The sequence below is a fragment of the Halorubrum sp. LN27 genome, from assembly GCF_016635065.1.
GTDB classification, from domain to species: Archaea; Halobacteriota; Halobacteria; order Halobacteriales; family Haloferacaceae; genus Halorubrum; species Halorubrum salipaludis.
In genome coordinates this window covers 2,396,503-2,421,449 of record NZ_JAEPET010000001.1, presented here as the reverse complement: position 1 = coordinate 2,421,449, position 24,947 = coordinate 2,396,503, and the positions used below count along the sequence as shown (strand labels likewise).

Genomic DNA, 24,947 nt, shown 5'->3' with positions numbered 1-24,947 from the left:
GAGATGAAGACAGAGACAGAACTCGTAGCCGACGGATTCCGGTACTGGGCGGACTCGTGGCCGCGTCGAGCGACCAAGTACCAGCGGTGGGCTACCACTCCAGAGGAAGCCGCTGAACTCGTCCTCGACGCCGAAGACGACCCCCAGAACTGGCCGTTCATCTCGGTGTATTCGTTCCCAGACGGACACACTAAGGACGGGAACATCCCGCGAATCGACCGGCTGTTCATCGACCTCGACGTTCCTGACACGGGTGATTACCGAGGGAGCGACCGGGGCGACCCGACGGCGGCGTGGATTCGTGATATGAGCAAACTCCTCGTGCGGGCGCGTAAGGTCGCTCGGTTCCTGCTCAAGACCCAAAGCCCGGAGTCGTGGCAGGTCGTTTTGAGCGGCCACAAGGGCATCCACATCGACTTGGTGTTCCCGCCGATTAGCACGTCGAACGGGGACTTCTCCCAGTTCATCAACGGCCTGAACGCCTACTCGGGGGCACTCAAGGAATACATCGTTGAGGCGACCGGGCTGGACGACCTCGATGAGTATATTGACGTGGACTCGTCCGACCTCGGGAGGATGCGCCGGGTGCCGAACACGAAGCACCTCGGGGCGAGCAAGGCCTTCGGGGAAGACCGCTTCTGCGTCCCGGTGACGCTCAAAGAGTTGGCGACCCTGCGACCGGCTGATTACATCGAGTTGACCCGCTCGCGGCGGGAACTCGACGCCCGGTTCAAGCCGACGCCGAACGAGAAGGCCGCCGAGGTGTTGACCCAGCGGATTCGGAACGCCTCGTCGTCCTCCCGGTCGGTCGGAGGCGCGACCTACGACCGGAGCCGCGTAAAGCGGTACGAGAAGAACGCGAACGACAACATCACCGTGGACGACCTCGACTTCGTCCTCTCGGACAGGCCGTGTATTATGGCCTTCCGTGACCGGGATGATGCGTTCGCTCACCGCTCCCAGTCCCATATGATGGAGATGTACGTTATCACGCATATGATGGACAAGAACGTACCCATCGACACGATGGTAGAGTTCTTTAGGGGTCTTCCAGAGTTCGAGGAAGACTACACGAGGGAGCGTATCGAGACATACATCTCACTCGACTATTCCCCAATGAAGTGCGAAACCGTATGGCAGAAGGCTCCTATCTTCTGTTTACAGGATTCGTGCGGCATCTGGGTTAGCGAAAACGCCCGACGGGAACGGGCCTGAACGATACAGTTAAGATAGAGTACCCGGTTATGATGGGGGCTAAGAGGTAGCCTTTCTGAACCGCGAGACAACCGACCAACCACCCGATTCCTCACAGACAACCGATTGAGGCGTTCCGAAGTCCAAGCCTTCCAGCAACGAAGACATATAGACACCTCTCTGCCGTTCTGCCGTCGCTCTCACCGCCGAAATCACCCGAGAGCGAGGAATCTCTGCCGACCCAAATGAATTATCTCGACCAGTTGACCACCAACCAGCGAATTGCCGCAGAAACCATCGGTGAAGACGGGGCTACCGCCGCAGAAGTGGCGGACGCTCTGGGCTACAAGTCCACTTCCGGGGCCTACGACATTATCAGTCGGCTTCGGCAGGCGGGCGTCCGAATCCCCGAGCCGGAAGAAGGGGTCTACCGCATCGACGGCTACGCGCCGACGGCGGACGGCTCCGACGAGACCCCCGGCTCGGTTGAGGTTCTGCGGACACCCACGACCACGAAACAGTCGGTGAGCCGGACGGCGACCGACTTCCTCGCGGAACTCGAATACGACCTGAAGAGCCGCCTTCAGCAGTACGCCCCCGCCCGAGCGGACGGCGGGCTTCTCGCTGAAGAGGGCCACGAGGATATAGTGTTCTTCCGCACCGACGACCACTTCGGGCAGACTGAGCGCAACGAGTACGGTGAGGAGACCTTCAACTCCGATATCGCGGAAGACCGAGTATGGCAGTACGTCGAAGAAGGCCTCCGAGAGAAGGAGCGTCGGGAAGCGGCGGGCGTCGAGTTCGACACCGCCCACCTTCTACTCGGCGGCGACATAATCACGAACGAGACCATCTACGCGACTCAGCCGCACTCGATTGACCTCCACCTTCGGGGGCAGATTGAGCGGGCCTCGACGGTCTACACGGAGGTCATCAAGCGGCTGGCCGAAGAGTTCCTGACCGTCCAAGTGGTGACCCAGCACGGGAACCACGGCGAACTCCGCACGGGTGGACAGACTTCGGCGGCCAACGCCGATGATATCGTTTACTCGATGCTCGACCTCGCCATTCGGCAGTCCGGCATTGACAACGTGACGTTCATCCAGAACGACGCGACCTACTTCACGAATTTCGAGATGCGCGGCCACCGGGGCCACATCCGGCACGGTCACGAGAAGGGGTGCCTCGCTCACATCGGCACCTCGTCTCCGAAGGCCCGCTGGGGTTCGTGGCTTATCGACAATCAGTTCGACGTGGCCTACCGGGGTCACTTCCACGAGATGAAGGTCGAGCCGGTCGCGGGTCGTCCCGTCATTATGGGCGGTACGCTCCAGAATCAGGGCGATTACACCGAAGGTCTCGGGATTGCGTCGTCCCGGCCAACGGGTATCCTCCACGGCGTCAGCGACGACGAGCCGATGGCGTGGATGAAGCCCGTCTACTTCCGGTAACGTTCGAGTTACCTGATAGACAGGACGTAGCAGAGTATTAAATTCACCGACACGTTAATATCTGCTTACTTCCCTAAAGATTACTGCCTACTACGGGGACGACGCTCCCTCCTGAAAGCCGAAATGACCCGCCCGATTAGAGGCGTGGCTATCTCCCGCTCTCTACCAGCGTCACAGAGTAACAACCTCACCTAAATGTCCGCTCACAACGAAGGCGTCCGCGCAGATAAATTCGAGATTACCGATATCCGCTCCCGACTTGTATTCGACTATCACACGGCCTCGTGGCAATGCGACCGCGAACTGGAAGACCATATGAAACCCGCACACGGGGACGACGGCGAGGTGGCCGTGGTCTGTCCGCTGTGTGATATAGACGAGTGTGAGTGGGAGATGTACCCCGGCCTGTACGGCCCGAACACGCTTCTAAAAGAGGTGTTTCACTACACGATGGGATGCCCGGAGTGCGGTTCTCCGGGGTGGCACGACAGTCGGGGAGAAGTTGTTTGTGAGGACGACGAGTGCGGTGTCGTCATTAGCGGCGACGCGCCGATGATGCTCCCAGAAGACCACTTCGACGGGCGATGCGGCGGCGATGGGGGAACCGGGATTCCCGCCATTATGGAAGCCCAGCCCGCAGAACCCGACGTACAATAAGACGACCTTATTCAACGGAAACCCGGTGTTTCCTCTCTCCTACCAGACCCAAATGAGTCAAGAAGTTGAGCCTCCGGTCTCGGACGACCTGTTCGATACCGAGACCGAGGCAGACCCCGAAGTTGAAAAGATGCTCCAGCAGGCCAAGACCTTCCACGACCAGATAGACGCGATGAAGTCGTGGAGCCATCAGGCCTTCGCTGAGGTGACCGCCCGCGCCGCCGTCCTTGAGATGGGCGACGGCGACGAGGAAGACGTTGCGGAACTCCGTGACGTGGCCCGCCACCTGCTGACGGTGGCCGACCGAATTGAGGGCGGCGACGCGAGCCGCGTGAGGCAACCGTGAGATATGAGTGGAAACACGTCCGGCCCGACGAGGATGGCGGCTTCGATGTGGCTGGTCGTGTCGTTCACGTTGCTGTTACTTCGTCTGACCCTACAAGGGGTGCGTATCTGCTGGTGCAGACTGAAGACAGGCGAAATATCCCCTCGGAGTTTGCAGAGGGTTCCGAAGGAGTAGACCTCTACGCGGCGGGAAGCGACGAGCCTGTTGCGACCATCGAAGAAGACCCGACGTGCGCCGGAAAGGGCGGGGAGTGTTCCCGCCGCGTCGAGAACCCCGGCGACCGTTGCTGGCAACACCCGGAGGACGAGTGATGCGAGCGAAGCATTACTGCGCCGACTGCGGCTGGCACTTCCGGGTTGACCCCGCCGTTCACGCCGACCTCGAACACGACGGCGGCCTCTTCCGGGGCGTCGTGAACGGGAACTTCCGCGACTACGAACGCCGTCAACGGTTCCGCGTATGAACATCCTCGCTGTCGCTTTCGTTGCGGCCCTCCTGACTGGGCTTGTCCTCGGTGGCCTCTTCGGCTACCTCGGACTCCCCAGCCCGGCACCCGGTACGCTCGCAGGCGTTCTTGCCGTCTCCGGCTCCGTCTGTGGAATCTACCTCGGATACCTGCTGACGACTACCTACCTATGAACCCCGAACACCGACTCGCAAACACACAGCCCGCTCACCAGCCCGACGACGACGAAGACGCTCCCCACCGGCTCGCCGGGGCGCTTCCCGTTGAGGCACCCGAAGGCCCCCGCGACGAGCGGGGTGACCCCATCTTCGACTAATGACTATCATCGCGGTAGACTTTGACGAGACCCTGACCCGTGACTCCGGCGACCCCTACAAAGTGGGGGGCGAACAGCCGGACGAGGAGATGGTCGAGTACGTCCGGCGGCTCAAGGAAGACGAGCAGTACGATATCGTCGTCTGGACGGCCCGCCCGTGGAAGCACGCGGGCCACATCGCGGGCCTGCTGACGATGTGGGGCGTCCCCTACAACGGCCTGAAGTGCGAGAAGGGTGGCGCTCACGTCTATCTGGACGACAAAGCGGTGAACCACAACCGAGAGGGATGGGAAGACCGCGTAACGGCCCTTGTAGACTATGACAACCACGACCCAAGCCAACGAGTCCTCGAAGAGTACGAAGAGGGACGAGACGTACAGGCGTGAATTTCACTTGATGACCGACGACGGCGCTGTTGGCTACCGAGACGTGGCCGACGCCGCCGAAGTCACCGAGGGGCGCGTCCAACTGGTCTTCCTCAACGGGGAGACCGAGATGGCGGACGGCCAAATCTTCGCCGTCTGGGAAGACGAGTGGAAGATGTGGCTCGACACCGGACGAGGCATCATCAATGCGGAGCCGGTCACCGGCCCCATCCTCACGCTCCCCTACACGAAGACGAACGACCTCATCAAGTTCGACTACGACGGCTACGAACAGCGAAAGGCCGGTCGCATCAAGCGACTGAAGCGAGCCGACCTGTGAACACCCCTTACCAACCAGACCCAAATGGCAGTCAAGAACAACCGCAACGTGGAACAGGCAGGAGAACTCGCGTCCGAGGTCGGCGGCGTCATCGCTGACCGAAACGGCACCCACGGAGACCCCATCGAGAATCACGACCACATCGCTGACCTGTGGAACTCGTATCTGGGCGGCGTCCTCGTAAGGCCCCTTCGAGGCGACGAGGTGGCCGATATGATGATTCTGCTGAAACTCAGCCGGAAGCACGTCGGCGGGATGGACACCGACCACTACCGGGACGCCATCGGGTACGCGGCCATCGCGTCCCTCTACGTCCCCCAAGACGCCGACAACTCGGTAGAGGCCCGAGAGTGACCTTCTCACTCCCCGACGCCGAGGCGGAGTCGGAGACGATTCGGAAGAGCCGGGAAGCCATCGAGACCTTCGAGCGCGACCGTAAGGAGCGGGAACGCCGACGCCTCGAACTGTCCCGTGAACTGAACGACCCCACGCTGGGGCCGGGGATGTGGCTGTGAGCGACCCCGAGGTTCCCGCCGCGACCGACGCCGAAATCGACTCGGTGCCGGGCCTGCGAACGGCGCTCGAAATCATCGGTCACGCAAATCAGACCGCCCACGAGAAGGGCAAGTGCGTCATCGAGTTCGAGAAGACCGAGAGCGGCGCGATGAACATACAGGACATTACCCAGCACGTCGAGGTGCTGGAGGGTGTCAACGACCTGCTGATGCAGGACGACGAGGAAGAAGATGCCAACCCAGAGTGACCGACTGACGAACCTGCGTGACAGCACCCCGAAAGGCGAACTCCCGTATATCAGCAAGAGTCGGCTGACGAAGTACGTGAAGTGCCCCGAGCAGTTCCGGTACTCCTACGTTCAGGGCCTCAAGGAGCCGGGAACCATCTACACCCGGCGCGGAACCATCATCCACGAGGTGCTGGAAGACTACTACTACGCCGTCGAGGCCTACGTCAACGAGACCGGGGAGTTCCCCGAAGACCTCGTCGCCTTCCTGCCGGAGTGGGACAGGTGGGCCGACTATCTGGAGCCGTACATCACGAACTTCATCAACTTCGAGTACGCCCGGATGGAGGCCTCACCCGACCCTGAGACGTGGCTCCCGGTCGGCATCGAGGCGGAGTCGTGGCTGGAAGACCCCCTACCGGACAGGGAGGGCCGACAGCCATCGTGGATGGGGTACGCGGACGCCATCTACGACGACCGCTCCGTTCCCGGCGTCGAACCCGCCGGGGGAGTGGTCATCACGGACTTCAAGACCGGGAAGACCCCCAAGAAGCAGTACCGCGACGAGGGCATCTACCTCGAAGGCGAATACTACGCCGTCCTGTTCGAGCAGGAGTGGGACGTAACAGCGGTCGCTGGGTACTACCCCAAGGGGGACGACCTGATTATCAGCCCCCTCAAGGAGTCTCGCCGGGACTTCATCTACGAGACCATCAGCGAGATGCTGGATATGATGGAGGCTGACGAGCCGCATTGGCCCATCAACGAGACCCCGCTCTGCAAGTGGGGGCCGGGCCGGAACGAGCAATGCTCCTACTACGATATCTGCTCCTCGACGTGGGGAGAAGCCCTGAAACACGACGACCAATTGAAGGAGATGCTGGACGCCGGTATGACGCCCCACGAAATCGCGCAGGAACTCGGTACGAAGTCGAACTACGTGACCTACGCGATGCGGAAGATGAACCTGTAACGGCCCTTCCTGAGTCTGAAAATGTATGAAAGCGGCAGGAAGCGAGGCGTAAACCCAGAGACCAATCAGACCCAGAGAGATGACCAACCTATTCGACTACGAGGACGTTGAAGCGCCGATACTGAAACACCAGCCCCGGCGGCATATTCGTGTCCCGGCCCCCGAGATGCACGGGGTAGCCGGGACGGTCGGTGTTCTCAGGGGGAGAGACGAGGTCGCGTACCTCTCAAAGAGAACCCGAGAAGAACACTTCTACCGGAAGCATCGTGGCTACGCAGTCTCCGACCACATCATCGACTACCTCGACCGGAAGGGCGTCAACACCGTCCTGATAGCCGAGGAAGACACCCGGACGGTCTACGAGTACCACATCAAGGACTTCCGAGACCACGGAATCGACACCACCGACGAGCCGGGCGACCCCCAGACGTGCGTTCCCGTCTCTTTCGCCGCTCGAACGTGGGAGAACCACGCCGCGTACTAACCACCCAACCAGACCCAAATGCTCGAAATACTCGTCACCAACACCGCCTGTATCGAGAACCACGACGACTCCTTCACGCTCCGCCTCTACGGGCGCGACGCCGACGAGGAGCGACACACGGTGACCATCACGGACTTCCGGCCCTACTTCTACGTGGAGGCCGCTGAGGCCCGTGAGCGGAAGAACGAACTCCTCGGAGAGTGCGGGATTCGGGAGTTCGACTTTGACGTTGACCGCACCGGCTTCTTCGGTGAAGAGGTCGCCTGCGTCTACGTCACCACCCCCGGAGACGTTCGGGACGCGAAAAAGGAGTTCCACGGCAAGACCTTCGAGGCCGACGTAAACCCCACCCAGCGCGTCCGAATCGACCGCGATGTGAAGGCGTGGATTCGCGTTCCCGCCGAAGAGGTCACTCTGGACGAGGTCGAGGCCATCGAGGCCCCCGTCGAGAACGACCCCCGGCCTCGGGTGGTCGTGTTCGACATTGAGACCGACGACCGTGGCTCGTTCCCCGAGCCGGGCGAGAAGCGTATCACCTCGCTGGTCGCCTACGACTCCTACGAGGGGGAGTACGTCGGCTTCTTCGACACGGCGGGAAGGCCCTCCGAGACCTGCTTCCCGAACGGCAAGCCGGAGGAACTTGACCGTCTCCACTACTTCCCCGACGAGCGCGTTATGCTCATCAACTTCGGGGAGTGGGTCGAAGAGCGCAACCCCGACCTGCTCACCGCGTGGAACGCTCCCTTCGACGGGCCGTACACCATCGAGCGGATGAAGAAGGTCTCGGCGCACCCCTCCCGGCTCTCCCCCGAGGGGAACGCCCACGTCACCCGGCGCGGCGACCCGAAGATTCTGGGCCGGACGGTCTACGACCTGCTCCACGCCTACAAGAAGAACTCGTGGGGCGAACTCCGCTCCTACTCGCTCGACTACGTGGCGGGCGAAGAACTGGGCGCGTCGAAACTGGCCCACGAGGAAGGGTACTTCGAGATGTGGCGGGACAACCCCGAGAAGTTGATGAACTACAACGCTCGGGACGTTCGCCTCACCGCCGGGATTGACGAGGAGGCCGGTGTGGTCTCCTTCCGCGACTCCCTGCGAAAGATGGTCGGCGTGGACTTCGAGGACACCCGAGAGAACTTCCAGTTCATCGAGATGATGGTTCGCCGCAAACTGGACGAGCGCGGCGAGGTCGGCCCGACGAAGACCCACTCGAACGCAGAAGACTACGAAGGGGGCTTTGTTGTTGAGCCGTACACCGGGAAGGCCACCAACGTCGTCGGAATTGACTTGGCGAGCCTGTACCCGGCGACGATGAAGATGCTGAACACGTCGCCCGAGGTGAAACTCGGCGCGACGGAGCCGGAACTCGGGAAGGTCGCGGTCGCTCCGAACGGGCAGGCGTTCTCGCTGGAGCGGGATGGCCTCTTCCGGCAAATCGTTGACGACGCCCTTGACCTCAAGATGACCTACAAGCGCCTCAAGCGGGAGGCGGAACCGGGTTCAGATGAAGAGGAAAGATACGCAGAAATGTATCAGGTTAGTAAGACAATCACCAACTCAATCTACGGCGTTTTGGCTTGGTCTAAGTTCTTCCTCTACGACCGCAAGACAGCAGAGGCTATCACCCTCGCCGGGCAGGCGGTTCTCAAGGAGACCGCCCGCTACGTCAACGAAGAAACTATCGCGGATGTGATATATGGCGACACGGACAGCAACTATATCAGATTCCCGAGGAATATGCGGCAGGAGTCCTGCCTCGAAGCCGCACAGGAGATTTGCGACACCCTGAACAACGAGGTCTACCCGGCCCTCGCGGAGACGATGGGCGTCCCCGCCGAGGATAACCTCTGGGAGATTGAGATTGAGATGTTCGCGCCCCGGTTCTTCCAATGGGGCCGCAAGAAGAAGTACGCCCACGCGGCCTCGTGGAAGGAGGGGATGGACTTCTCCGACTCCCTCGACCAGTACGATATATCCATCAAGGGGTCTGCCGCAAAGCGGTCGGATGCTTCCCGCCTCACTCGGGACACCGAGAAGAAGGTCATCAAGGCCATCCTCCACGACAAGGACAACAACGAGATAGCCAACTACGTCTATCAGGCGGGAACCTCGCTCGACCCCGACGACCCCGACTGGGAGAACATCGGCATCCCCGGCGGCATCGGCAAGGAGTTCAACGAGTACGACTCCCCGACGGCTCACGTCGAGGCCGCGATGAACTCGAACGAACTCCTCGGCACGGAGTTCTCGAAGGGGAGCAAGCCGATGCGGTGCTACATTATGCCCACTTACGTTGATGCGCTGGGTGAGAAGATAGACCGCATCGCCTACGAGGACGCCGAGCAGGTCGAGGACACCGGCCTGACGCCGGACGTGGGACGTATGACCCAGACGTTAATCATCAACCCGCTCGGCCCCGTCCTCGACGCGGTCGGCATTGACGTTGAAGCCGCCGTGGAAGGGCAGTTACAGACCGGCCTCGGCGCGTTCTTCTAACCACCTAACCAGACCCAAATGAGTACCCAGCAGAAACTACCCGTAGGAGATACATCTGTACCGACCTCAAACCAGCGGGAACGCGACGTAGTCTTCACAGCCCGAGGTTCCGCCGACGCTACCGAAGCGGCGTGGCGGGTCGGGGCGCTCATCGGTTACGAGTCGATGAACTACCGGCCCCCGGAGCGGTTCGACGTGGACTTCGTGGACTGGCCGTTCTCGAAGTTGAAGAAGCAGACCGTTCCCGACGTACAGGGCGCTTGGGAACAGCACTACAAGACCGTGAAAGCGGAGAAGCCGAAGTACGCGGTCGCCCCGGACGACGACGAGAACAGTCCGGGTTGGGGGTGGGTTCTCGACCGGGCCGCCGACCTCAAAGAGTACGCGGAGACCGTTATCGTCGTCCCGAAACTCCACCACCCCCGCGACGTTCCGGCTCGCTATCGGGTCGGCCTTCCCTGCCAAGAACGGTACGGCCCGAGTCCGCACCCGTGGACGGCCTACCGTGACTGCCCTGAAGTCCACTTACTCGGTGGCTCCCCGGTGAAGCAGGCGCAGGCCCGGAAGTACGGCGTCCCCGTCGAGAGCGCCGACACCACAAGTCCCCTTACGGCGGCGAACTGGATGGGCTACTTCGACGGCTACGGCTGGACGAAACTACCCGGTGAGCGGTCGGACTACTACGAGTGCGTCCGGCGTTCGTATAGCAACCTGAGGTTTGCCCTGAATCCTGACCGCTCGGTGTGGTCGCCCCGCGCCCGGAACGAACAGCACGACTACGAAGAGACCTTCTACGACTCCCACCCCGACGCCGATTGTTGGGGGCCGGGAGAGGAAGCGCCGTCTCGTATGTACGAAATGTATGCGGACTAACCAGACCTAATGACAGCATTTGACCTATTCGGAAGCATCGAGAAAGTGAAAGACGCGGCCTCTCTCAAGGCCCTCGACACAGACGACCCGACCATCGAGTTCGCCACGGAGCCGGAACTCTACGGGGCCATCCCCGAGCCGATTCCGGCTAACAAGGTTCTCCCAGAGTGGTACAAGAACCTCGAAGGCAGGATGGGCGACGGCATCAAGCAGTCAACCGTAAAGCGGTGCGCTCCGTTTCTCGATGCCCTCTCGATGGGCTGGATTATCCCCCTCGCTGGGGAAGTCCAGTTCAACTCGAACGGAGAGGGGAACGTGGACTACCAATGGGGCTTCGACCGCGACCTGATTAGCAACCACAGCCACGGGCAGGTCGGGGGAGACGAGTTCCCGACGTTCCCGGCCCCGATTATGAAGTTCCACAACTTCTGGGCCATCAACGTCCCCGACGGCTATTCGGTGCTGTTCACCAAGCCGTTCAACCGTATCGAGACCCGCTTTCAGGTGTTCTCGGGCGTTGTCGATTGCGACACCTACTACAACCACATCAACTTCCCGTTCATCTGGTCTGACCCCGAGTTCTCGGGTGTTATTCCGGCGGGAACCCCGCTGATTCAGGCAATCCCGTTCAAGCGTGACGGTATCATCTCGGACGCGGTCGTGAAGGAGATGAACGAGGACGAGCAGGCGGCCCTCCAGAAGACGAAGACGATTCTGGGGAGCCGGGAGTCGGCGTACCGGAACGAGATGTGGCAACACAAGCGCGGCTCTCGAAACATTCCTGAGCGCGACTAATCGTATGACAGAAAATCATCTACCCGACCCAGAAGTTAGCATCGAAGTCGAATACAGCGGGTTCCCGCCGTATGCGGACAAGTACGGCCTCAACTGGTACACCTGCCTCCAGTTGACGCTCGTGATGAAGTTCCCGGTCTCGGAGACTGCCCACCTCGAATCGAGGATGCCAGCGACCCCAGAGCGGGTGGCCCTGTAAGACTCTCAACAATCGAATAGAAAAAGGCGATATTATATCGAGATTATTCCTTCGGCTTTTGAAGGATTGTTGCCCACTCACACTCGATAACGCCTCCTTCGTGCTTCCTGCTCTTGAACAGGTCACGATTGGTGATGCTGTCCCACGCAGAGCCGACTAATCGGAAGCCCTCGTCTTCTTCAAAGTCCCCACCGTGCCCCTCGAATTTACCGAGGTTCTGTGCGATATCGGCAACGTATTTGTGACTATGGATAAGCCGCTCGCCAATAGTGTTCTCACCGATGACGAAGAAGTAGTAGGCTCCCGGTTTCAGGTGTTCATAGACTCGGGCCAAGTTCTTGAGCATCCCGTCTCCGAAGAATTTCCACGTCACATACGCTTTGCGCTCGGCCTCGTTGTGGTCGAGGTTGTGAATTGCTTGTATGTCCGAATCCAGATTCGGTAACCGCGTCTGTTCGTATTCCTCGTCTGTCCCGTTCCAGAGGTCTCGAAGCGTTGCTGGGAGGTTTCTGTCCACCTTGCTCATCGACACGGAGTTAGTTCCGATGATGGACTGACGGAGTTCCTTCGCGTCGAACTTTTCATCTTCTTCAAGGAAGTCGTATATCCAGAAGAGACGGAGTTTCGACCCCCTGTAGTAGTTCATCGCGTTGATATACGGAGGTGAAGTAACAGCGAGGTCTACCTCTTCGCGGTACTCTGGGATATCGAATGTTCGGGCATCACCCAGCCGAATATCGACCTCGGCTCTGTGTGCGGCGTTGTTTGCTAAGTCACCCTCTTGGTCTTCCGACCCAAACCTCTGAATGGTCTGCTGGATGGTTCCACCGCTGTAGTCCGTATCGTAGATTTCGTTCCATAACTCAACGAGTTTTCCTCGCGCTTCGTTCAGTTGTTCCGCGTGCGTTTCAAGCACATCAGGGGGGTGGTCTCCCTCCTCAATCTTCCGCCGCATCTTCTTCGATTTGTAGGCCTTGGAGATACCGGGGTCGGCGTTAGAAACCTCAAAGACCGTATTCGCAATCATCAGCGTCAACCAGCGGTTTAGACGTGACTTGATTTCGTCTGAACCTATTCCAAGGTCATCGAGAGCCGCCTGTTCATCTTCATTAAGGCCAGCGAGAGCGTCGAAGTCCTCTGCTATGAAGTCAGCAAGTGCCTTCCTGATTCGGGAAAGGTCTCGGATGGCGACCGGCTCGAACCAATGCTCCTTTCCCGTCCTATCAAGGAACTCTGCATCATATTCTTCATATACTCGTTCCTCGGTCTGCTCAAGCAGTCGAAGAAACTCTTCTTCCGCGTTCTCCAGAGAACTTGGTGGGATAGGGGACGTGGCAACTTCTGAGACCAAGCGGGAAAGAGGGTTTATCTCAATCCCCAAATAGTCTCTACCGTTGATTTTTGCTTCCAGCCCTGTAGTACCACTTCCCGAGAAGGGGTCAAGAACAAGCGGCCTTTCCCCGTCTTCGGTTTGCTCAGTTGTGAATTGACGAATGATGTAACTCGGAATATGTGGTATGAAGATAGCCGGGTGCTTGTGGATAGAGTGAGTTAGATATGTGGTGTTAGGGATGCTCCTCCCGTCATCCAGACTGTTGGCGAGGTCTCGGAAATCCATCTCGGGATATTCCTCGGGTTCGCCATCAAATGCGTAGGTAACGCCCTCTCCCTTCGGAACCTCTCCAAGAGGGTATCCGATTTTTTCCGGTGACTCGCTCATACCCGGATTTTCTTGGAAGCGGAAATCTGGGAATACGAGATTACCCTCCTTTGTCATCCTCACATCGCCGTATTGGGTGTAAATAGAACCGACTCCCGTACTTGAAGCCTCCTCAGTCATTAGTAACCCCTTCCTGCGTCATCGTTTAATACCTGCTGGAACTTCGGGAGCATCCCCTTTCATCTTGATGTGGTCGCGGTAATCCAGAAGGATACCGGCGAGTAGGGCATTATCCAGCCCAGTTTCCTGCGCTCTCTGAAGCAACTCAGAGAGTTCTGTCTGAAACTCTCCATATGACTCTATTTCGTCGCCCATTTTCTATTCCCAGTAGACCCTATTACCCCGCCCCATTTAACTGTGTTGCAAAATACGCAACACATATGATTATCGGCTTAATCCTCCATCATCCACCTGTGCCAAAGAACGCGGATGTGGATTCGTCCTTTAGTGAAACAGAACTCGAAGTTATTCACTATCTAATCGAGCATCCAGAGATGAGCCACAAAGAAATTGCTGAGGAAAGAGGAGTGGCTCGTGGTACGGTCAATAATGCGGTCGCGCGGATAAGAGATAAAACACGGACTGCTTTTGTAACACTTCTCGAAAGTCCTCATACGGAACAGGTCGCTAAGGAGATTGATGATGAGGATTTAGACGACCTCATTACACAGTTGATGGAGGGACGGAGCCGCGACTGAGCCACCCATATTTATACGGCCCGTAGTGTTGTTCTCGATTATGAACCATTTTGACCGCAAAATCATCTCTATTCACGATGATGAGGAACTCAATGAAGGCGAGGTTATACTAAAGCAGACAGTAAACACGACAGTCCGAAAACTTCCGCTGGCTACGTTTCAAGAACACGAGAAACAAGACGATGACGATGACGGTGACGGTGACGGAGGAGATAAGTTAACCAACCAGAGCGTAGGTGGTGTTCAACGGGCACGCCAACTGGCGGAAGAGAATCCCAGCGACACGCTTCCCGCTGTATACGGCGGTCTCTTCACGGTTGCCGAGTATTTCACTCGGTCATTTGACGCTATCAAGGGAAAGTTTTTCGAGAAAGTGATAGCCGCTGAAGAAGATACTCACCGGCTTGACGTAGACCGAAACCTCGGCAACCTAACCCAATATCTTCTTGAGCCGGAACTCTGCTGGAAATCGCTGGACTATACCCGCGAAACATTGACTGATGATGAAGAAGACCAGTTATCGAGTCTGGATTCAGTTACACTAAATCTCGCTAAGAATAACAAACAAGCGAACTCTGACGCCACTCTATTTCTTGAGGAAGACGGGATACTCGTCTTTGGGGAACACCGGACGAGCGTAGTTAGTGGTGGGACGACTGCAAGACCGTCGCTAATGCGGAAACCGAAGGCGTTAGTCCGTGAACTCACAAAATCGAATGATGTTGTAACGGTTTCGGACGAACTCGAACAGAAATACGGTGTTGCGGCAGATTCGTATACTCTAACCGAGTTACTGAATGAGGTCGGCATTGACGATATCCATTTCCATATCGGGATTCTGTTCAACGAGAAGCGTACACCTGCACGATGGGAAGAAGACCCCCAGCAAGGAACGAGCCGTAGACTCATAGAGCAGTTTGAGGAGGAACTACCGAGAGACCTGACCAAAGACCTTCATAATATCAGCCTCGACTCCGACAATCTTAAACTCGAATTTGAGGTTCCTGTTTCTCCCGATAGTGATGAAACGATTTCCTTCCACCTCTCGTTCCTCTATGGCGACGTTTACCTAAACACGATTTACAGCGGGTCGCTGGAGGCTGTGGGAAAAGAGGGTTCACTTGATGCGTTTGATTCTCCGCGCTCCCTTAGAGATATTATCAGCGAGAACGAGGCGGATGACCTTTGGCTCGGCTTCTCAATTGCAGAACGAGAGAACAAGGTCTTCGAGATGTCTGAAGAGGGTAGTAACAACGCGATGGCGATGGCGGATATGATTCTTGAGAGAGACGAATTAACGAAACGGCTCGCTGAGTTCCGCTCAATGTTGTTGAGTGGTGAGCGAGAAAAGGCAGACGAGGAGTTGCTATCCTTTGCCCGCGACCTCGCGGAGAAATATAACGAGAGTCGAGATAACAGATATGTCGAGGGGGTGTATGGAGGAGACCCGCTTGACTACCTACAGGATGTAGCAATTGAGGTGTTGGTCTACGATGCAATTTCCCGACCAATATTCCTTCGTGCTTTCCCGACGATGAAGGAAGCAGAAGGAGAAAAAGAAGAGGAACTTGCAGGAGTCCGGCAGACGTTTGAGAAGTACCTCTTCAAAATAGAATCGGACACAGAGAAGAAACGCCGAATATACAGGTGCGTCCGAAACCAGACGGAATATTCGGAGAGCGGAGAAAACATACCCGCAAGCGGGGAAGACGAGGTCAATTGGGCAACAGCACCGACCTCATCGGATATCGGTGGCTTGCTCGATATGCGGGCACCCACAAAGATTCTGAACTCGATGGCTGATGGGACGAAGGGCACCGATGGAGGGATTCTGGTTAACCAAGGGAGCAAATATGCGGTTCCCGCGTCTGTCGCCCAATTAATGGAGCCGTATATGAGGGAACTCCCCGAAGACGTGCGGGCGGAGCAGAGGCAGGCAAGCGCCACGGACTTCTGACCAACTAAAAAGACTCCAGTTTCTCGCGGAGTTCGACAAACTCGGTTTGGGCCGTTTCCTCATCTCTAACTCCCGTGATGACGACTTTTCCAGATGCAAATATTAGAATCGTGCAACTGTTACTGCTCGGTCGGAAGATTAGGCCGGGAAATTGCTCTGGTTCATATTCGGTATTCTCCAGCCCCAACCCAATAGCAAGAGCATTAAGATTTAGATTAGGGTGGTCACCTAACTCAGCGGTACAGACGACGTTCTGAATCTGAAATTCATCGACTACTTCGGACTCCTCCACATCTGTACCAGAAATAATCCCTAACGCCGCAAGGGCGCTGAAAAGTTGTTCTTTGGCTCTATTCACTTCCCCATAGGTGTCTGCTCCCGTAAACATATAGACACCTGATGGCACAAGAATCCCGAGAGAATCACCGTCTATGAAGTGAATTAGGAGGCGATTCCCGTGTCCTCGGTTGTGTTCCACATCCTCGATTATATCCAGTTTGCGGAGGTCTTCGGCAACTGCCGGTAAGTCTAATTCGAGGTTCAGTTTCCCCGAGGCAACGATGTTTGCTATGTCGATATCTGGATTAGATTCTACTTCTGAATCACGGCTCATATGATGCCTCCGTCCTCATTACCGATAGATAACCTGCCATATTGGCTGAACAGTATTCACACAGCCTTAGAAGACTACCGTTCGAGAGACGCAGTTCCCGCCGCACACCGAACCTCTCTGTTTTCGCACCCTTATTCAGTCCGAGCCACGGCGTCGTTAACGGCTCAGCCCCCTACCGGCAAACACAACCGCTACCCGCGTACCGGATTTTCGTAACACGGCAGTCCCCGACAGTCGATTCGGGGTTGAGTACCTTCTCTGATTACCTCGAAACACTTTTTAAGGCAACCGCTGAAATGCCTGTGTTCACCCATTAGAGCGTTTGAAGAACGGGATAGTGGGGCCGGAGGGATTTGAACCCCCGATCGACTGATATCTCCGGTGCGCCTCGGAACTCCAGAGGGTCGTCAACACGACCGATGATCAGTCGGCCGCTCGGTATATCAGTCTGGAGTGTCGTCCCGGGCGCAAGCCTCTGGAGTCAGTCGCCATGCCTGGCTTGGCCACAGCCCCGCGCTATCTCGTAAGCGTTGGTTGCCGAAACGCGGATAAAGGGGTTTCGATCGCGATCGATCGGGCGACGGGACGGCCGAGCGCGACGGAGCGAAACGGAGCGAAACGAGACGAGAGCGCGCGCGACGACGCCGCGGGGTCACTCCTCCCGGTCGTCTGCGCTCCAGTCGCACTCCTGGCACTTGTAGCCGGTGACGAACTCGGTGACGCTCGGCATGTAGCCGACGGAGATGACGTCGCCGCCGCATTCCGGACAGTCGCGGTCGGCGTCCGCGATCGATTCGGCCTCGAGGATAGACTCGCCCTCGACCAGCTCCGCGAGCTTCTCGGGCGTCACCATCCGCCCCTGCACGACGCGATTGGACATACCCGCCGTTCGCCGTCGAGCACCTAAACCCCGGCGACACGCGGGGCGCGGAACCGTTCCCGTCGACCGCGTCCGGCTCTCGGAGTCAGTCGACGCCTACAGCCACGGCGCGCGCGAGTCGTCGTCCGCGAAGGGGTCCGTGCCGTCCCCGTCGTCGCTCGCGGTCGAGGGGTCGCCGCCGTTGGCGATCACCGCCACGTCGTCGTCGACGATGGGACCGGGTGCGGTCGGCGCGTCGAGCGGGGGTTCGGTCGGGTCAACGCGACCCTCGTCGGAGGCGTCGCCGTCGGCGTCCGACCCGTCGGGGGCCTCGTCCGCGCCGTCGGCGGCGGTCTCGGCGGCGTCGTCGGGGTCGTCGGGGGCATCGCCGGCGGAACCGTCCGCCGGCCCGGCGTTCGGGTCGTAAGCGAACAGGGTCGTCACGGCCAGCACCGCCAGCGCGATGGGCGCCTCGGTCTGCATGAGATCGAAGGGGCCGAGCAGGATCGGCAGCGCGAGCACGCCCAGCGCGACGGCGGAGCCGAACCGGAAGCGGTCGATGTCCACGCGGCCGCGGAGGTGCGGCGACAGCAGCGCGATCGCCAGCGCGAACGCGACGCCGACGCCGGCCGCCGCGGCGCCGTTGAGCACGTACTCCGGAGAGGTCCGGAGCACGAACCCGGACGGCTCGAAGCTGGCGACGAGCCCGAGCGAGATGATGACGCCGGGGCTCGGCAGGTACTCGCCGATCTCCGAGCTCGCGGTCTTGGCGGCGATCGTGAGGATCACCAGCCCGGCGAAGCGCTCGAAGACCGGGAGGTTCAGGAATCCCCTGAACGTGGGCGCGAAGGCGGCCTCCAGCGCCGCGAGGGGGATGATGATCGCACCGATAAGCAGCACGGAGCCGGCCATCTGCCGGCGGCTGCCGTCCATCTCCGCGAGGATCACCGCGGCGGTCGCTGAGCCGCCGAAGATGAGGATCCCCGTCTCGATCACGCCCGTCGCGGTCGTCAGGACGCCGGCGACGACTAAGGCGGGGAAGATCCCGTCGACGAGCGGCAGCACCATCACCGTCGCGAGCAGCTTCGTCGCGCTCCCGACCTGCTGTTCCAGTCGGAGGGCGATCGGGTGACGTGAGACGCTCATTCAGGGGCGATGACCCTGACCGACGGGTACACGGTAGGAAGCGGACGACCCGCGATAGCCGAGGGCCCGGCGTACGGAGTCGAATCCGCGAGCGGCCCGACGAGCCCATGTAAAGCGTTTGCGCGGATTGCCGGCTGTAAAGCGGGCGCCGAGGTTGAGAATCGGCTGGCCGGCGATGCGCGCGTTCACGGGACTGTCGGAGTCCATACTTCATATATCTATTTCGGTTGCGTTAAAGGTTGTGTGAGACGTGCCCGCACGGAACGAGAGATCGATGTACGATATCTGTGTAAGTCTTCGATGCGTCGACGCAACGGCGACGCGACTGACGATTCATCGGAGGTTACGCCGATCGCGGCGATCGATACGTGTACGATCGTTTCACGAGTCGGTGCGTGGACCACGAACGACGATCCCGACGCATATAATCGGGGAATAGCTGCCAAATCGATCGATTCTGTCCCGTCTGTTCGCCTGTCGGCGACCAATCCGCGGTCGAACCGACGGCCGCCCGGCCGCTGGAATTAGTGAGAGGCCTACCACCCCTCCAATATCGATCCACGAAATTGCATATTACGTGGATCTGGATGACAACGACGTGCACGTCTGTGCTGACTCGCAACGCTTTTTATCGGCGACTCACGACGGTTTATATGGCGACAGACTCCGACCGATTCTCGGCGAAACTCGACGTCCCTGAAGCGTTGACGTTCGACGACGTGCTGTTAAAGCCCAAGGAGAGCCGCGTGGAGCCCGACGACGCGGACCTCTCCGCGCGCGTCTCGAAGAACGTCGAACTCACGGTTCCAGTCCTCTCGGCGGCGATGGACACGGTGACCGAGAGCGACCTCGCGATCGCGATGGCCCGCGAGGGCGGGCTCGGCGTCCTCCACCGCAACATGACCGTCGAGGAGACGGCCGCGGAGGTCGAGCGCGTCAAACGCGCCCACGAGCTGGTCATCCGACGCGAGAACGTCGTGACCGTCTCGCCCGACGACACGGTCCGCGAGGCCGACGCCGTGATGGAGCGGCAGGGCGTCTCCGGCGCCCCGGTCGTCGACGAGGACGACGCGGTCCTGGGGATCATCTCGGGCACCGACATCCGTCCCTACCTCGAGGTCGGCGAGGACGACGCCGTCAGCGAGGCGATGACCGACGAGGTCATCACCGCGCCCGAGGACGTCGACGCCCGCGAGGCGCTCGAGCTGATGTACGACCACAAGATCGAGCGCGTCCCGATCGTGGACGACGCCGACCGGCTCGTCGGGCTCGTCACGATGCAGGGGATCCTCCAGCGCCGCGAGCACGAGGAGGCCGCCCGCGACGAGGACGGTCGCCTGCTCGCCGGCGTGGCGGTGGGTCCCTTCGAGGAGGAGCGCGCCGTCGCGGCCGACGAGGCCGACGTCGACGTGATCTTCATCGACTGCGCGCACGCCCACAACCTCAACGTGCTCGACTCGGCGCGGGCGATCAAAGAGACCGTCGACGCCGACGTGGTCGTCGGTAACGTCGGGACGCGCGAGGCCGCCGAGGCCGCCGTCGACTTCGCGGACGGCCTCAAGGTCGGCATCGGCCCGGGATCGATCTGCACCACGCGCGTGGTGAGCGGCGCGGGGATGCCCCAGATGACCGCCGTCTCGCAGGTGGCCGACGTGGCCGCCGAACACGGCGTGCCCGTGATCGCCGACGGCGGTATCCGCTACTCCGGCGACGCGATCAAGGCGCTCGCCGCGGGCGCGAACGCGGTCATGCTCGGCTCGTACTTCGCCGGCACCGACGAGGCGCCCGGCCGCGTCATCACGATGCAGGGGAAAAAGTACAAGCAGTACCGCGGGATGGGGTCGGTCGGCGCGATGAAGTCGGGCGGCGGCGACCGCTACCTCAAGGAGGAGGACGAAGACGAGGAGTTCGTTCCGGAGGGCGTCGAGGCCGCGACCCCGTACAAGGGGAGCCTCGCCTCCGAGCTCCACCAGCTCACGGGCGGCATCTGCTCCGGGATGGGATATGTCGGCGCCGAGACGGTCCCGGAGCTCCACGAGCGCGCCGAGTTCGTCCGCGTCTCCAGCGCCGGACAGAGCGAGAGCCACCCGCACGACGTGATGATCACCGACGAGGCGCCCAACTACAGTCCGAACGAGTGACGCGGCGGTAGCGCCCGGCTCGACGGCGCGAACCGCGTCCGGGGCGACTGACTCCCGATCCCGAAACCGGTGACTCGGACCCGAAGAGGTATTTTAATATAGTCCGCGCAGAGACGAAACGTGTGAGCGAACACGTCGTCGCTCCGAGAATCCATGAGTGAGCAACCGCCGCTGGTCCTCGTGGTGGAGGACGAGCCAGACCTGGCCGACCTGTACGCCGCGTGGCTCGGCGACGAGTATCGCGTCCGGACCGCGTACGGCGGCCAGGAGGCGTTAGACGAGCTCGACGAGGCCGACGACGGGGTCGACGCGATCCTGCTGGACCGACGGATGCCGGGGCTGTCCGGTGACGAGGTCCTCGCCGCGGTCCGCGAGCGCGGCATCGACTGCCGCGTCGCCATGGTGACCGCGGTCGAACCCGACTTCGACATCCTGAAGATGGGCTTCGACGACTACCTCGTGAAGCCGGTCACCAGCGACACCCTCCGCGATACGGTCGAGGGACTGCTTCGCCGCGGCGAGTACGACACCGAGATGCAGGAGCTGTTCTCGCTGACCTCGAAGAAGGCGATGCTGGAGACCGAGAAGAGCGCGACCGAGCTCGCGGACCACGAGGAGTACCAGCGGCTCACCGACCGGATCGCTGAGCTCCGGTCTCGCGCCGACCAGTCGCTGGAGGCGGTGACCGAGGACGACGACGACTTCGAGAAGCTGTTTCAGGAGTTCGACACCGACGCCGAGGAGTGACGGCGACGCCGAGCTTCGGCCGGTGAGTCCGTCCCGCGCGACTTTTTAAATACGTTGCCGCCGAACCCGCAGATCGAATGCGCGTTCGCGATCTCCCGCTGTCGGAGCGGTTCGTCGAGCACTTCGCCGACCGGGGGATCCGCGAGCTGTATCCCCCGCAGGCGGCCGCGGTCGACGCCGGCGTCTGCCAGGGCGAGAACGTCGTCGCCGCGGTGCCGACCGCCTCGGGGAAGACGTTCGTCGCCGAGCTGGCGCTGCTGACCGCGGACGGGCCCGGCCTCTACGTCTGTCCTCTCCGCGCGCTCGCCCGCGAGAAGTACGAGGCGTTCGCGGCGCTGCCCGGCGTCGAGGCCGCGATCTCGACCGGCGACTTCGACGCGTCGGGCGAGGACCTCGCGGGCAACGACGTGGTGGTCGCCACGAGCGAGAAGGTCGATTCCGCGATCCGCAACGGCGCGTCGTGGGTCGACGAGCTCGCCTGCGTCGCCGTCGACGAGGTCCACCTCCTCGGCGCGGAGCGCCGCGGCCCGACCCTCGAGGTCACCCTCGCGACGCTCCGTCGACGGAACCCCGAGCTACAGGTCGTCGCGCTGTCCGCGACGGTCGACAACCCGGAGGCGATCGCGGAGTGGCTGGACGCGGCCCTCGTGGAGTCCGAGTGGCGGCCCGTCGACCTCCGCACCGGCGTCGCCGTCGGCGGGGACGTGACGTTCGACGACGGAACAGCGATGTCGGTTCACGTCGAGGGAGACTCGAACGGTGGAGGCGGTGACGACGACGGTCCGGACGACGATCCCACCGACGACGACCTCCCCGACGACGACCTCCCCGACGACGACCTCCCCGACGACGACCTCCCCGACGACACCGAGGTCACCGCCGCCCTCGTCGCCGACGCGGTCGATCGGGGCGGGCAGTGCCTCGCGTTCGTCCGGTCCCGGACGGAGGCGGTCGCGCTGGCCGAGCGGCTCGCGGACGACGGGCTCGCCGACCGATTCGGCGTCGAGTCGGCCGCGGCGACCGCCGCCGACGAGGCCGCCGACGTGGACGGTACCGCGACCGGCCGGCAGCTGGCGGACTGCCTGCGGTCCGGTGTGGCCTTCCACCACGCGGGGCTGCGGGCCGGTCACCGGGCGGTCGTCGAGGAGGCGTTCCGCGACCGCGAGATCGCCTGTATCTGCGCGACGCCGACGCTGGCCGCCGGCGTCAACGTCCCCGCGCGGCGGGTCGTGGTCCGCGACCAGAAGCGGTACGCGGGGTCGGCGATGGAGTGGCTCCCCACGCTGGAGGTCCACCAGATGTGCGGGCGCGCCGGGCGTCCCGGACTGGACCCGTACGGCGAGGCCGTGCTCGTCGGCGACAAAGACACCGAGGCCGAGCTCGTCGAGCGGTACGTCGAGGGGGAGCCGGAGGCGGTCGAGTCGACGCTCGCCGACCCGGCGTCGCTGCGGACGCACGTCCTCTCGGCGGTCGCGACCGGGTTCGCGGAGACCGAGGCCGAGATCCTCGACGTGTTCGAGGGGACCTTCTACGCGCGAGAGGCGGGCGCGGGCGGACTGGCTGACGCCGTCGCCGTCGCGGTCGACGACCTCGTCTCCGGCGGGTTGATCGACCGGGAGACCGGCGAGGGCGGCGTCGAGGCGTACCGGCTGGTCGCCACCCCGGTCGGGGAGACGGCCTCGAAGCAGTACGTCAGGCCGGAGACCGCAGAGCGGATCGTCTCGGGGCTCCGGACCGCCGCGGCGATGTCGAACGCGACGACGCTCACCGTCTTCGAGGTGGTCTGTGACACGCCGGACATGCAGGACACCTACCTCGGCAACGAGGAGCGCGCTGACATCTACCGGTTCGCGCGGGCGAACGCGGGGACGCTGACGACCGCGATGGACGAGGCTGACGACTTCGAGGAGTGGCTGGAGTCGGTGAAGACGGCGCGAATCCTCGACGAGTGGATCGGCGGCGCGACCGTCGAGGAGCTGGTCGAGTCGTACCGGATCGGGCCGGGCGACCTCGACTCGCGCGTCGAGCGCGCCGAGTGGCTGTTGAGCGCGGCCGAGGCGCTCGCGGAGACGATCGGTGTGCGCGTGCCGGCGATCACGAGGGCTCGCTCGCGGCTGTGAGCGGGAACGGGAGAGAGGACGGCAGAGAGGGAGAGAGGGAGAGAGAGAAGACGACAGAGAGGGAGAGAGCGAGGCGGAGAGACGGCGATCAGTCCGCGGGCTCGACCGCCCGGTGGAACGGCGTCCGCGCGATCGTCTGTCGGAGTTCGGCGAGCGAGTCGCGGCCGGCGTCGCCGGCGACGGACATCACCGCGAACACCTCCTGTCTGGAGATCTTCACCCCGGTCTCGGTGAGCGCGTCCTCGGGTCGGGAGCCGAGCTCGCGGAGGGTGCCGACCGCGAGCAGGTACGGGACAGTCCACGCCTCCATCGTGTTCCCGTTCGAGAGCGGCATCGTCTCGAGGTACGCCTGCGCGTCGTCGAGGAACGAGCGGGCGTAGTCGGCGGTCCGGTCGACGACGCGGGCGGACGACTCGCGGTTCTCCGGGTGGACCACGCGCTCCTGATCGACCCCCTCGTCCGCGAGCCACTCCGCGGGGAGGTAGACGTTGTTCTCCTCGGTGTAGTCGTCGTACACGTCCTTCGAGACGTTCACGAGCTGGAGGAGGAGCCCGAACTCCTCGGCGGTGTCGCGGAGCCGCTGCGCCCGGTCCTCGGTGACGTCGCCGCGGGTGAGCAGGTTCGTGATGAGGTTGCCGACCGTCCCGGCGGCGTAGTAGCAGTACTGCTCCAGCTCGTCGCGGTCGTCGATGCGGAGCCCGCCCTCGGTGGCGTGCCGGTCGACGAACATCGCCATCCCGTCGACCATCTCCAACACCGGCGGAACGATCGCCTCGCGGGCCTCGGCGTCGAACTCCGCGAACGTCGCCACGATCGTCGGCGCCTCGGCGACGACCTCCCAGTCGTCGTTGCGCTCCGCGGGGGCGGGGAGCCACTCGTCGACGGCTTCGCGGAACGCCGCGATGTCGGCCTCGTCGTCGGGGTCGATCGCGCGTCGGTACGTCCGCAACACGTCGCTCTGGGCCTCTGGAGGGATGTGGCCCGCGTCTTCGACGGTGTCGGCGACCCGACAGAGGAGGTACCCCACGCAGATGTGCGAGGCCATCGGCTCCTCCAACACGTCGACCGTCAGCGCGAAGGTCCGGGAGACGCCTTGCACCGCCTCGTGACACCACTGGAGGTCGGGCTCGACGGGACCGCGTTCTCGTCCGCTCATTCGGTTACGGACTCTTACGTCACAACGCATAAAAAGCCTCGTGGAACGCCGGGCGGGCCCGCGGTGGGACTTCCGTTCTCGTGGGTCCGG

General features: G+C 61.4%; 29 protein-coding genes and 1 tRNA gene. 23 read left to right on the top strand and 7 right to left on the bottom strand.

Going from position 1 to position 24,947, the window contains the following annotated elements; all coding sequences use genetic code 11:
• Window positions 1-3: 3 nt before the first annotated feature.
• The 18 genes from JIN95_RS11800 to JIN95_RS11715 all read left to right on the top strand — a co-directional run bounded on the left by JIN95_RS11800 (window position 4) and on the right by JIN95_RS11715 (window position 11,700).
• Window positions 4-1,215, top strand: coding sequence for a hypothetical protein (locus JIN95_RS11800; RefSeq protein WP_200531582.1), 1,212 nt, complete (start codon window positions 4-6; stop codon window positions 1,213-1,215).
• A 224-nt stretch (window positions 1,216-1,439) separates the two neighbouring features.
• A complete protein-coding gene (locus tag JIN95_RS11795; protein WP_200531581.1) occupies window positions 1,440-2,645 on the top strand; it encodes a hypothetical protein in 1,206 nt (401 codons plus the stop codon).
• A gap of 195 nt (window positions 2,646-2,840) precedes the next feature.
• Window positions 2,841-3,302, top strand: coding sequence for a hypothetical protein (locus JIN95_RS11790; RefSeq protein WP_200531580.1), 462 nt, complete (start codon window positions 2,841-2,843; stop codon window positions 3,300-3,302).
• A 52-nt stretch (window positions 3,303-3,354) separates the two neighbouring features.
• On the top strand, window positions 3,355-3,648 hold the full coding sequence (locus JIN95_RS11785) for a hypothetical protein (protein ID WP_200531579.1): 294 nt from the start codon (window positions 3,355-3,357) through the stop codon (window positions 3,646-3,648).
• Entirely contained in the window at window positions 3,645-3,959 is a 315-nt protein-coding gene (locus JIN95_RS11780) for a hypothetical protein (RefSeq protein WP_200531578.1), read from the top strand. Before JIN95_RS11785 ends, JIN95_RS11780 begins: the two co-directional genes overlap by 4 nt.
• A complete protein-coding gene (locus JIN95_RS11775; RefSeq protein WP_200531577.1) occupies window positions 3,959-4,111 on the top strand; it encodes a hypothetical protein in 153 nt (50 codons plus the stop codon). Before JIN95_RS11780 ends, JIN95_RS11775 begins: the two co-directional genes overlap by 1 nt.
• Window positions 4,108-4,287: a XapX domain-containing protein gene (locus JIN95_RS11770; protein WP_200531576.1), complete on the top strand. Its 180-nt coding sequence runs from the start codon at window positions 4,108-4,110 to the stop codon at window positions 4,285-4,287. The genes JIN95_RS11775 and JIN95_RS11770 overlap by 4 nt, the downstream gene beginning before the upstream one ends.
• A 142-nt stretch (window positions 4,288-4,429) precedes the next feature.
• A complete protein-coding gene (locus JIN95_RS11765; RefSeq protein ID WP_200531575.1) occupies window positions 4,430-4,816 on the top strand; it encodes a hypothetical protein in 387 nt (128 codons plus the stop codon).
• 10 nt (window positions 4,817-4,826) lie between these two features.
• Window positions 4,827-5,135 (top strand): hypothetical protein, encoded by a 309-nt coding sequence (locus JIN95_RS11760; protein ID WP_200531574.1) that lies wholly within the window; start codon window positions 4,827-4,829, stop codon window positions 5,133-5,135.
• A 24-nt stretch (window positions 5,136-5,159) separates the two neighbouring features.
• Window positions 5,160-5,489 (top strand): DUF6378 domain-containing protein, encoded by a 330-nt coding sequence (locus tag JIN95_RS11755; RefSeq protein WP_200531573.1) that lies wholly within the window; start codon window positions 5,160-5,162, stop codon window positions 5,487-5,489.
• On the top strand, window positions 5,486-5,650 hold the full coding sequence (locus tag JIN95_RS11750) for a hypothetical protein (RefSeq protein WP_200531572.1): 165 nt from the start codon (window positions 5,486-5,488) through the stop codon (window positions 5,648-5,650). Before JIN95_RS11755 ends, JIN95_RS11750 begins: the two co-directional genes overlap by 4 nt.
• The gene (locus JIN95_RS11745) at window positions 5,647-5,898 is read left to right on the top strand and encodes a hypothetical protein (protein ID WP_200531571.1); all 252 of its coding nucleotides are present in this window, start codon (window positions 5,647-5,649) and stop codon (window positions 5,896-5,898) included. The genes JIN95_RS11750 and JIN95_RS11745 overlap by 4 nt, the downstream gene beginning before the upstream one ends.
• A complete protein-coding gene (locus tag JIN95_RS11740) occupies window positions 5,882-6,850 on the top strand; it encodes a PD-(D/E)XK nuclease family protein (protein WP_200531570.1) in 969 nt (322 codons plus the stop codon). Before JIN95_RS11745 ends, JIN95_RS11740 begins: the two co-directional genes overlap by 17 nt.
• A 79-nt stretch (window positions 6,851-6,929) precedes the next feature.
• Window positions 6,930-7,334 (top strand): hypothetical protein, encoded by a 405-nt coding sequence (locus JIN95_RS11735; RefSeq protein ID WP_200531569.1) that lies wholly within the window; start codon window positions 6,930-6,932, stop codon window positions 7,332-7,334.
• Between the two features lie 18 nt (window positions 7,335-7,352).
• On the top strand, window positions 7,353-9,833 hold the full coding sequence (locus JIN95_RS11730; protein ID WP_200531568.1) for a DNA-directed DNA polymerase: 2,481 nt from the start codon (window positions 7,353-7,355) through the stop codon (window positions 9,831-9,833).
• 18 nt (window positions 9,834-9,851) lie between these two features.
• Window positions 9,852-10,706: a DUF6610 family protein gene (locus tag JIN95_RS11725; RefSeq protein WP_200531567.1), complete on the top strand. Its 855-nt coding sequence runs from the start codon at window positions 9,852-9,854 to the stop codon at window positions 10,704-10,706.
• Between the two features lie 9 nt (window positions 10,707-10,715).
• On the top strand, window positions 10,716-11,501 hold the full coding sequence (locus JIN95_RS11720) for a hypothetical protein (RefSeq protein ID WP_200531566.1): 786 nt from the start codon (window positions 10,716-10,718) through the stop codon (window positions 11,499-11,501).
• 4 nt (window positions 11,502-11,505) lie between these two features.
• On the top strand, window positions 11,506-11,700 hold the full coding sequence (locus tag JIN95_RS11715) for a hypothetical protein (RefSeq protein ID WP_200531565.1): 195 nt from the start codon (window positions 11,506-11,508) through the stop codon (window positions 11,698-11,700).
• Between the two features lie 43 nt (window positions 11,701-11,743).
• Here JIN95_RS11715 and JIN95_RS11710 read toward each other — a convergent pair whose 3' ends face one another.
• Both JIN95_RS11710 and JIN95_RS11705 read right to left on the bottom strand, forming a co-directional pair.
• Window positions 11,744-13,540, bottom strand: coding sequence for a DNA methyltransferase (locus tag JIN95_RS11710; protein ID WP_200531564.1), 1,797 nt, complete (start codon window positions 13,538-13,540; stop codon window positions 11,744-11,746).
• Between the two features lie 18 nt (window positions 13,541-13,558).
• On the bottom strand, window positions 13,559-13,735 hold the full coding sequence (locus JIN95_RS11705; RefSeq protein ID WP_200531563.1) for a hypothetical protein: 177 nt from the start codon (window positions 13,733-13,735) through the stop codon (window positions 13,559-13,561).
• A gap of 65 nt (window positions 13,736-13,800) precedes the next feature.
• Here JIN95_RS11705 and JIN95_RS11700 point away from each other — a divergent pair, with 65 nt between their 5' ends.
• Together JIN95_RS11700 and JIN95_RS11695 are read left to right on the top strand one after the other, a co-directional pair.
• On the top strand, window positions 13,801-14,118 hold the full coding sequence (locus tag JIN95_RS11700) for a helix-turn-helix domain-containing protein (RefSeq protein ID WP_200531562.1): 318 nt from the start codon (window positions 13,801-13,803) through the stop codon (window positions 14,116-14,118).
• Between the two features lie 40 nt (window positions 14,119-14,158).
• Complete coding sequence (locus tag JIN95_RS11695; RefSeq protein ID WP_200531561.1) at window positions 14,159-16,075, top strand: hypothetical protein; 1,917 nt, start codon at window positions 14,159-14,161, stop codon at window positions 16,073-16,075.
• 4 nt (window positions 16,076-16,079) lie between these two features.
• On the opposite strand, the gene JIN95_RS11690 is transcribed toward JIN95_RS11695, so the two are convergent.
• From JIN95_RS11690 to JIN95_RS11675, 4 genes are all read right to left on the bottom strand, one after another.
• Window positions 16,080-16,688 (bottom strand): TATA-box-binding protein C, encoded by a 609-nt coding sequence (locus tag JIN95_RS11690; protein WP_200531560.1) that lies wholly within the window; start codon window positions 16,686-16,688, stop codon window positions 16,080-16,082.
• A gap of 338 nt (window positions 16,689-17,026) precedes the next feature.
• Window positions 17,027-17,201 (bottom strand) — tRNA-Trp (locus tag JIN95_RS11685).
• Window positions 17,202-17,340: 139 nt separating this feature from the next.
• Window positions 17,341-17,568: a DUF5795 family protein gene (locus JIN95_RS11680; RefSeq protein ID WP_095635999.1), complete on the bottom strand. Its 228-nt coding sequence runs from the start codon at window positions 17,566-17,568 to the stop codon at window positions 17,341-17,343.
• Window positions 17,569-17,664: 96 nt separating this feature from the next.
• Window positions 17,665-18,693 carry a DUF5794 domain-containing protein gene (locus tag JIN95_RS11675; RefSeq protein ID WP_200531559.1) on the bottom strand — a complete coding sequence of 343 codons (1,029 nt, stop codon included), beginning with the start codon at window positions 18,691-18,693 and terminating at the stop codon, window positions 17,665-17,667.
• 653 nt (window positions 18,694-19,346) lie between these two features.
• On the opposite strand from JIN95_RS11675, the gene guaB reads away from it, so the two are divergent.
• From guaB to JIN95_RS11660, 3 genes are all read left to right on the top strand, one after another.
• Window positions 19,347-20,834, top strand: coding sequence for an IMP dehydrogenase (gene guaB, locus JIN95_RS11670; RefSeq protein WP_095636003.1), 1,488 nt, complete (start codon window positions 19,347-19,349; stop codon window positions 20,832-20,834).
• A 153-nt stretch (window positions 20,835-20,987) separates the two neighbouring features.
• Entirely contained in the window at window positions 20,988-21,581 is a 594-nt protein-coding gene (locus tag JIN95_RS11665; protein WP_095636004.1) for a HalX domain-containing protein, read from the top strand.
• 77 nt (window positions 21,582-21,658) lie between these two features.
• The gene (locus JIN95_RS11660; protein WP_200531558.1) at window positions 21,659-23,701 is read left to right on the top strand and encodes a DEAD/DEAH box helicase; all 2,043 of its coding nucleotides are present in this window, start codon (window positions 21,659-21,661) and stop codon (window positions 23,699-23,701) included.
• A gap of 88 nt (window positions 23,702-23,789) precedes the next feature.
• On the opposite strand, the gene JIN95_RS11655 is transcribed toward JIN95_RS11660, so the two are convergent.
• Window positions 23,790-24,857, bottom strand: coding sequence for a phytoene/squalene synthase family protein (locus tag JIN95_RS11655; RefSeq protein WP_200531557.1), 1,068 nt, complete (start codon window positions 24,855-24,857; stop codon window positions 23,790-23,792).
• Between the last annotated feature and the right edge of the window lie 90 nt (window positions 24,858-24,947).

What these genes read in the sequence shown, in the direction of transcription:
- JIN95_RS11695 (WP_200531561.1), top strand. Translation starts at nt 14,159, where the DNA reads ATGAACCATTTTGACCGCAAAATCATCTCTATTCACGATGATGAGGAA.
- JIN95_RS11715 (WP_200531565.1), top strand. Translation starts at nt 11,506, where the DNA reads ATGACAGAAAATCATCTACCCGACCCAGAAGTTAGCATCGAAGTCGAA.
- JIN95_RS11720 (WP_200531566.1), top strand. Translation starts at nt 10,716, where the DNA reads ATGACAGCATTTGACCTATTCGGAAGCATCGAGAAAGTGAAAGACGCG.
- guaB (WP_095636003.1), top strand. Translation starts at nt 19,347, where the DNA reads ATGGCGACAGACTCCGACCGATTCTCGGCGAAACTCGACGTCCCTGAA.
- JIN95_RS11765 (WP_200531575.1), top strand. Translation starts at nt 4,430, where the DNA reads ATGACTATCATCGCGGTAGACTTTGACGAGACCCTGACCCGTGACTCC.
- JIN95_RS11690 (WP_200531560.1), bottom strand. Translation starts at nt 16,688, where the DNA reads ATGAGCCGTGATTCAGAAGTAGAATCTAATCCAGATATCGACATAGCA.
- JIN95_RS11705 (WP_200531563.1), bottom strand. Translation starts at nt 13,735, where the DNA reads ATGGGCGACGAAATAGAGTCATATGGAGAGTTTCAGACAGAACTCTCT.
- JIN95_RS11660 (WP_200531558.1), top strand. Translation starts at nt 21,659, where the DNA reads ATGCGCGTTCGCGATCTCCCGCTGTCGGAGCGGTTCGTCGAGCACTTC.
- JIN95_RS11735 (WP_200531569.1), top strand. Translation starts at nt 6,930, where the DNA reads ATGACCAACCTATTCGACTACGAGGACGTTGAAGCGCCGATACTGAAA.
- JIN95_RS11795 (WP_200531581.1), top strand. Translation starts at nt 1,440, where the DNA reads ATGAATTATCTCGACCAGTTGACCACCAACCAGCGAATTGCCGCAGAA.
- JIN95_RS11760 (WP_200531574.1), top strand. Translation starts at nt 4,827, where the DNA reads ATGACCGACGACGGCGCTGTTGGCTACCGAGACGTGGCCGACGCCGCC.
- JIN95_RS11740 (WP_200531570.1), top strand. Translation starts at nt 5,882, where the DNA reads ATGCCAACCCAGAGTGACCGACTGACGAACCTGCGTGACAGCACCCCG.
- JIN95_RS11770 (WP_200531576.1), top strand. Translation starts at nt 4,108, where the DNA reads ATGAACATCCTCGCTGTCGCTTTCGTTGCGGCCCTCCTGACTGGGCTT.
- JIN95_RS11665 (WP_095636004.1), top strand. Translation starts at nt 20,988, where the DNA reads ATGAGTGAGCAACCGCCGCTGGTCCTCGTGGTGGAGGACGAGCCAGAC.
- JIN95_RS11775 (WP_200531577.1), top strand. Translation starts at nt 3,959, where the DNA reads ATGCGAGCGAAGCATTACTGCGCCGACTGCGGCTGGCACTTCCGGGTT.
- JIN95_RS11680 (WP_095635999.1), bottom strand. Translation starts at nt 17,568, where the DNA reads ATGTCCAATCGCGTCGTGCAGGGGCGGATGGTGACGCCCGAGAAGCTC.
- JIN95_RS11800 (WP_200531582.1), top strand. Translation starts at nt 4, where the DNA reads ATGAAGACAGAGACAGAACTCGTAGCCGACGGATTCCGGTACTGGGCG.
- JIN95_RS11655 (WP_200531557.1), bottom strand. Translation starts at nt 24,857, where the DNA reads ATGAGCGGACGAGAACGCGGTCCCGTCGAGCCCGACCTCCAGTGGTGT.
- JIN95_RS11755 (WP_200531573.1), top strand. Translation starts at nt 5,160, where the DNA reads ATGGCAGTCAAGAACAACCGCAACGTGGAACAGGCAGGAGAACTCGCG.
- JIN95_RS11790 (WP_200531580.1), top strand. Translation starts at nt 2,841, where the DNA reads ATGTCCGCTCACAACGAAGGCGTCCGCGCAGATAAATTCGAGATTACC.
- JIN95_RS11730 (WP_200531568.1), top strand. Translation starts at nt 7,353, where the DNA reads ATGCTCGAAATACTCGTCACCAACACCGCCTGTATCGAGAACCACGAC.
- JIN95_RS11700 (WP_200531562.1), top strand. Translation starts at nt 13,801, where the DNA reads ATGATTATCGGCTTAATCCTCCATCATCCACCTGTGCCAAAGAACGCG.
- JIN95_RS11675 (WP_200531559.1), bottom strand. Translation starts at nt 18,693, where the DNA reads ATGAGCGTCTCACGTCACCCGATCGCCCTCCGACTGGAACAGCAGGTC.
- JIN95_RS11785 (WP_200531579.1), top strand. Translation starts at nt 3,355, where the DNA reads ATGAGTCAAGAAGTTGAGCCTCCGGTCTCGGACGACCTGTTCGATACC.
- JIN95_RS11725 (WP_200531567.1), top strand. Translation starts at nt 9,852, where the DNA reads ATGAGTACCCAGCAGAAACTACCCGTAGGAGATACATCTGTACCGACC.
- JIN95_RS11710 (WP_200531564.1), bottom strand. Translation starts at nt 13,540, where the DNA reads ATGACTGAGGAGGCTTCAAGTACGGGAGTCGGTTCTATTTACACCCAA.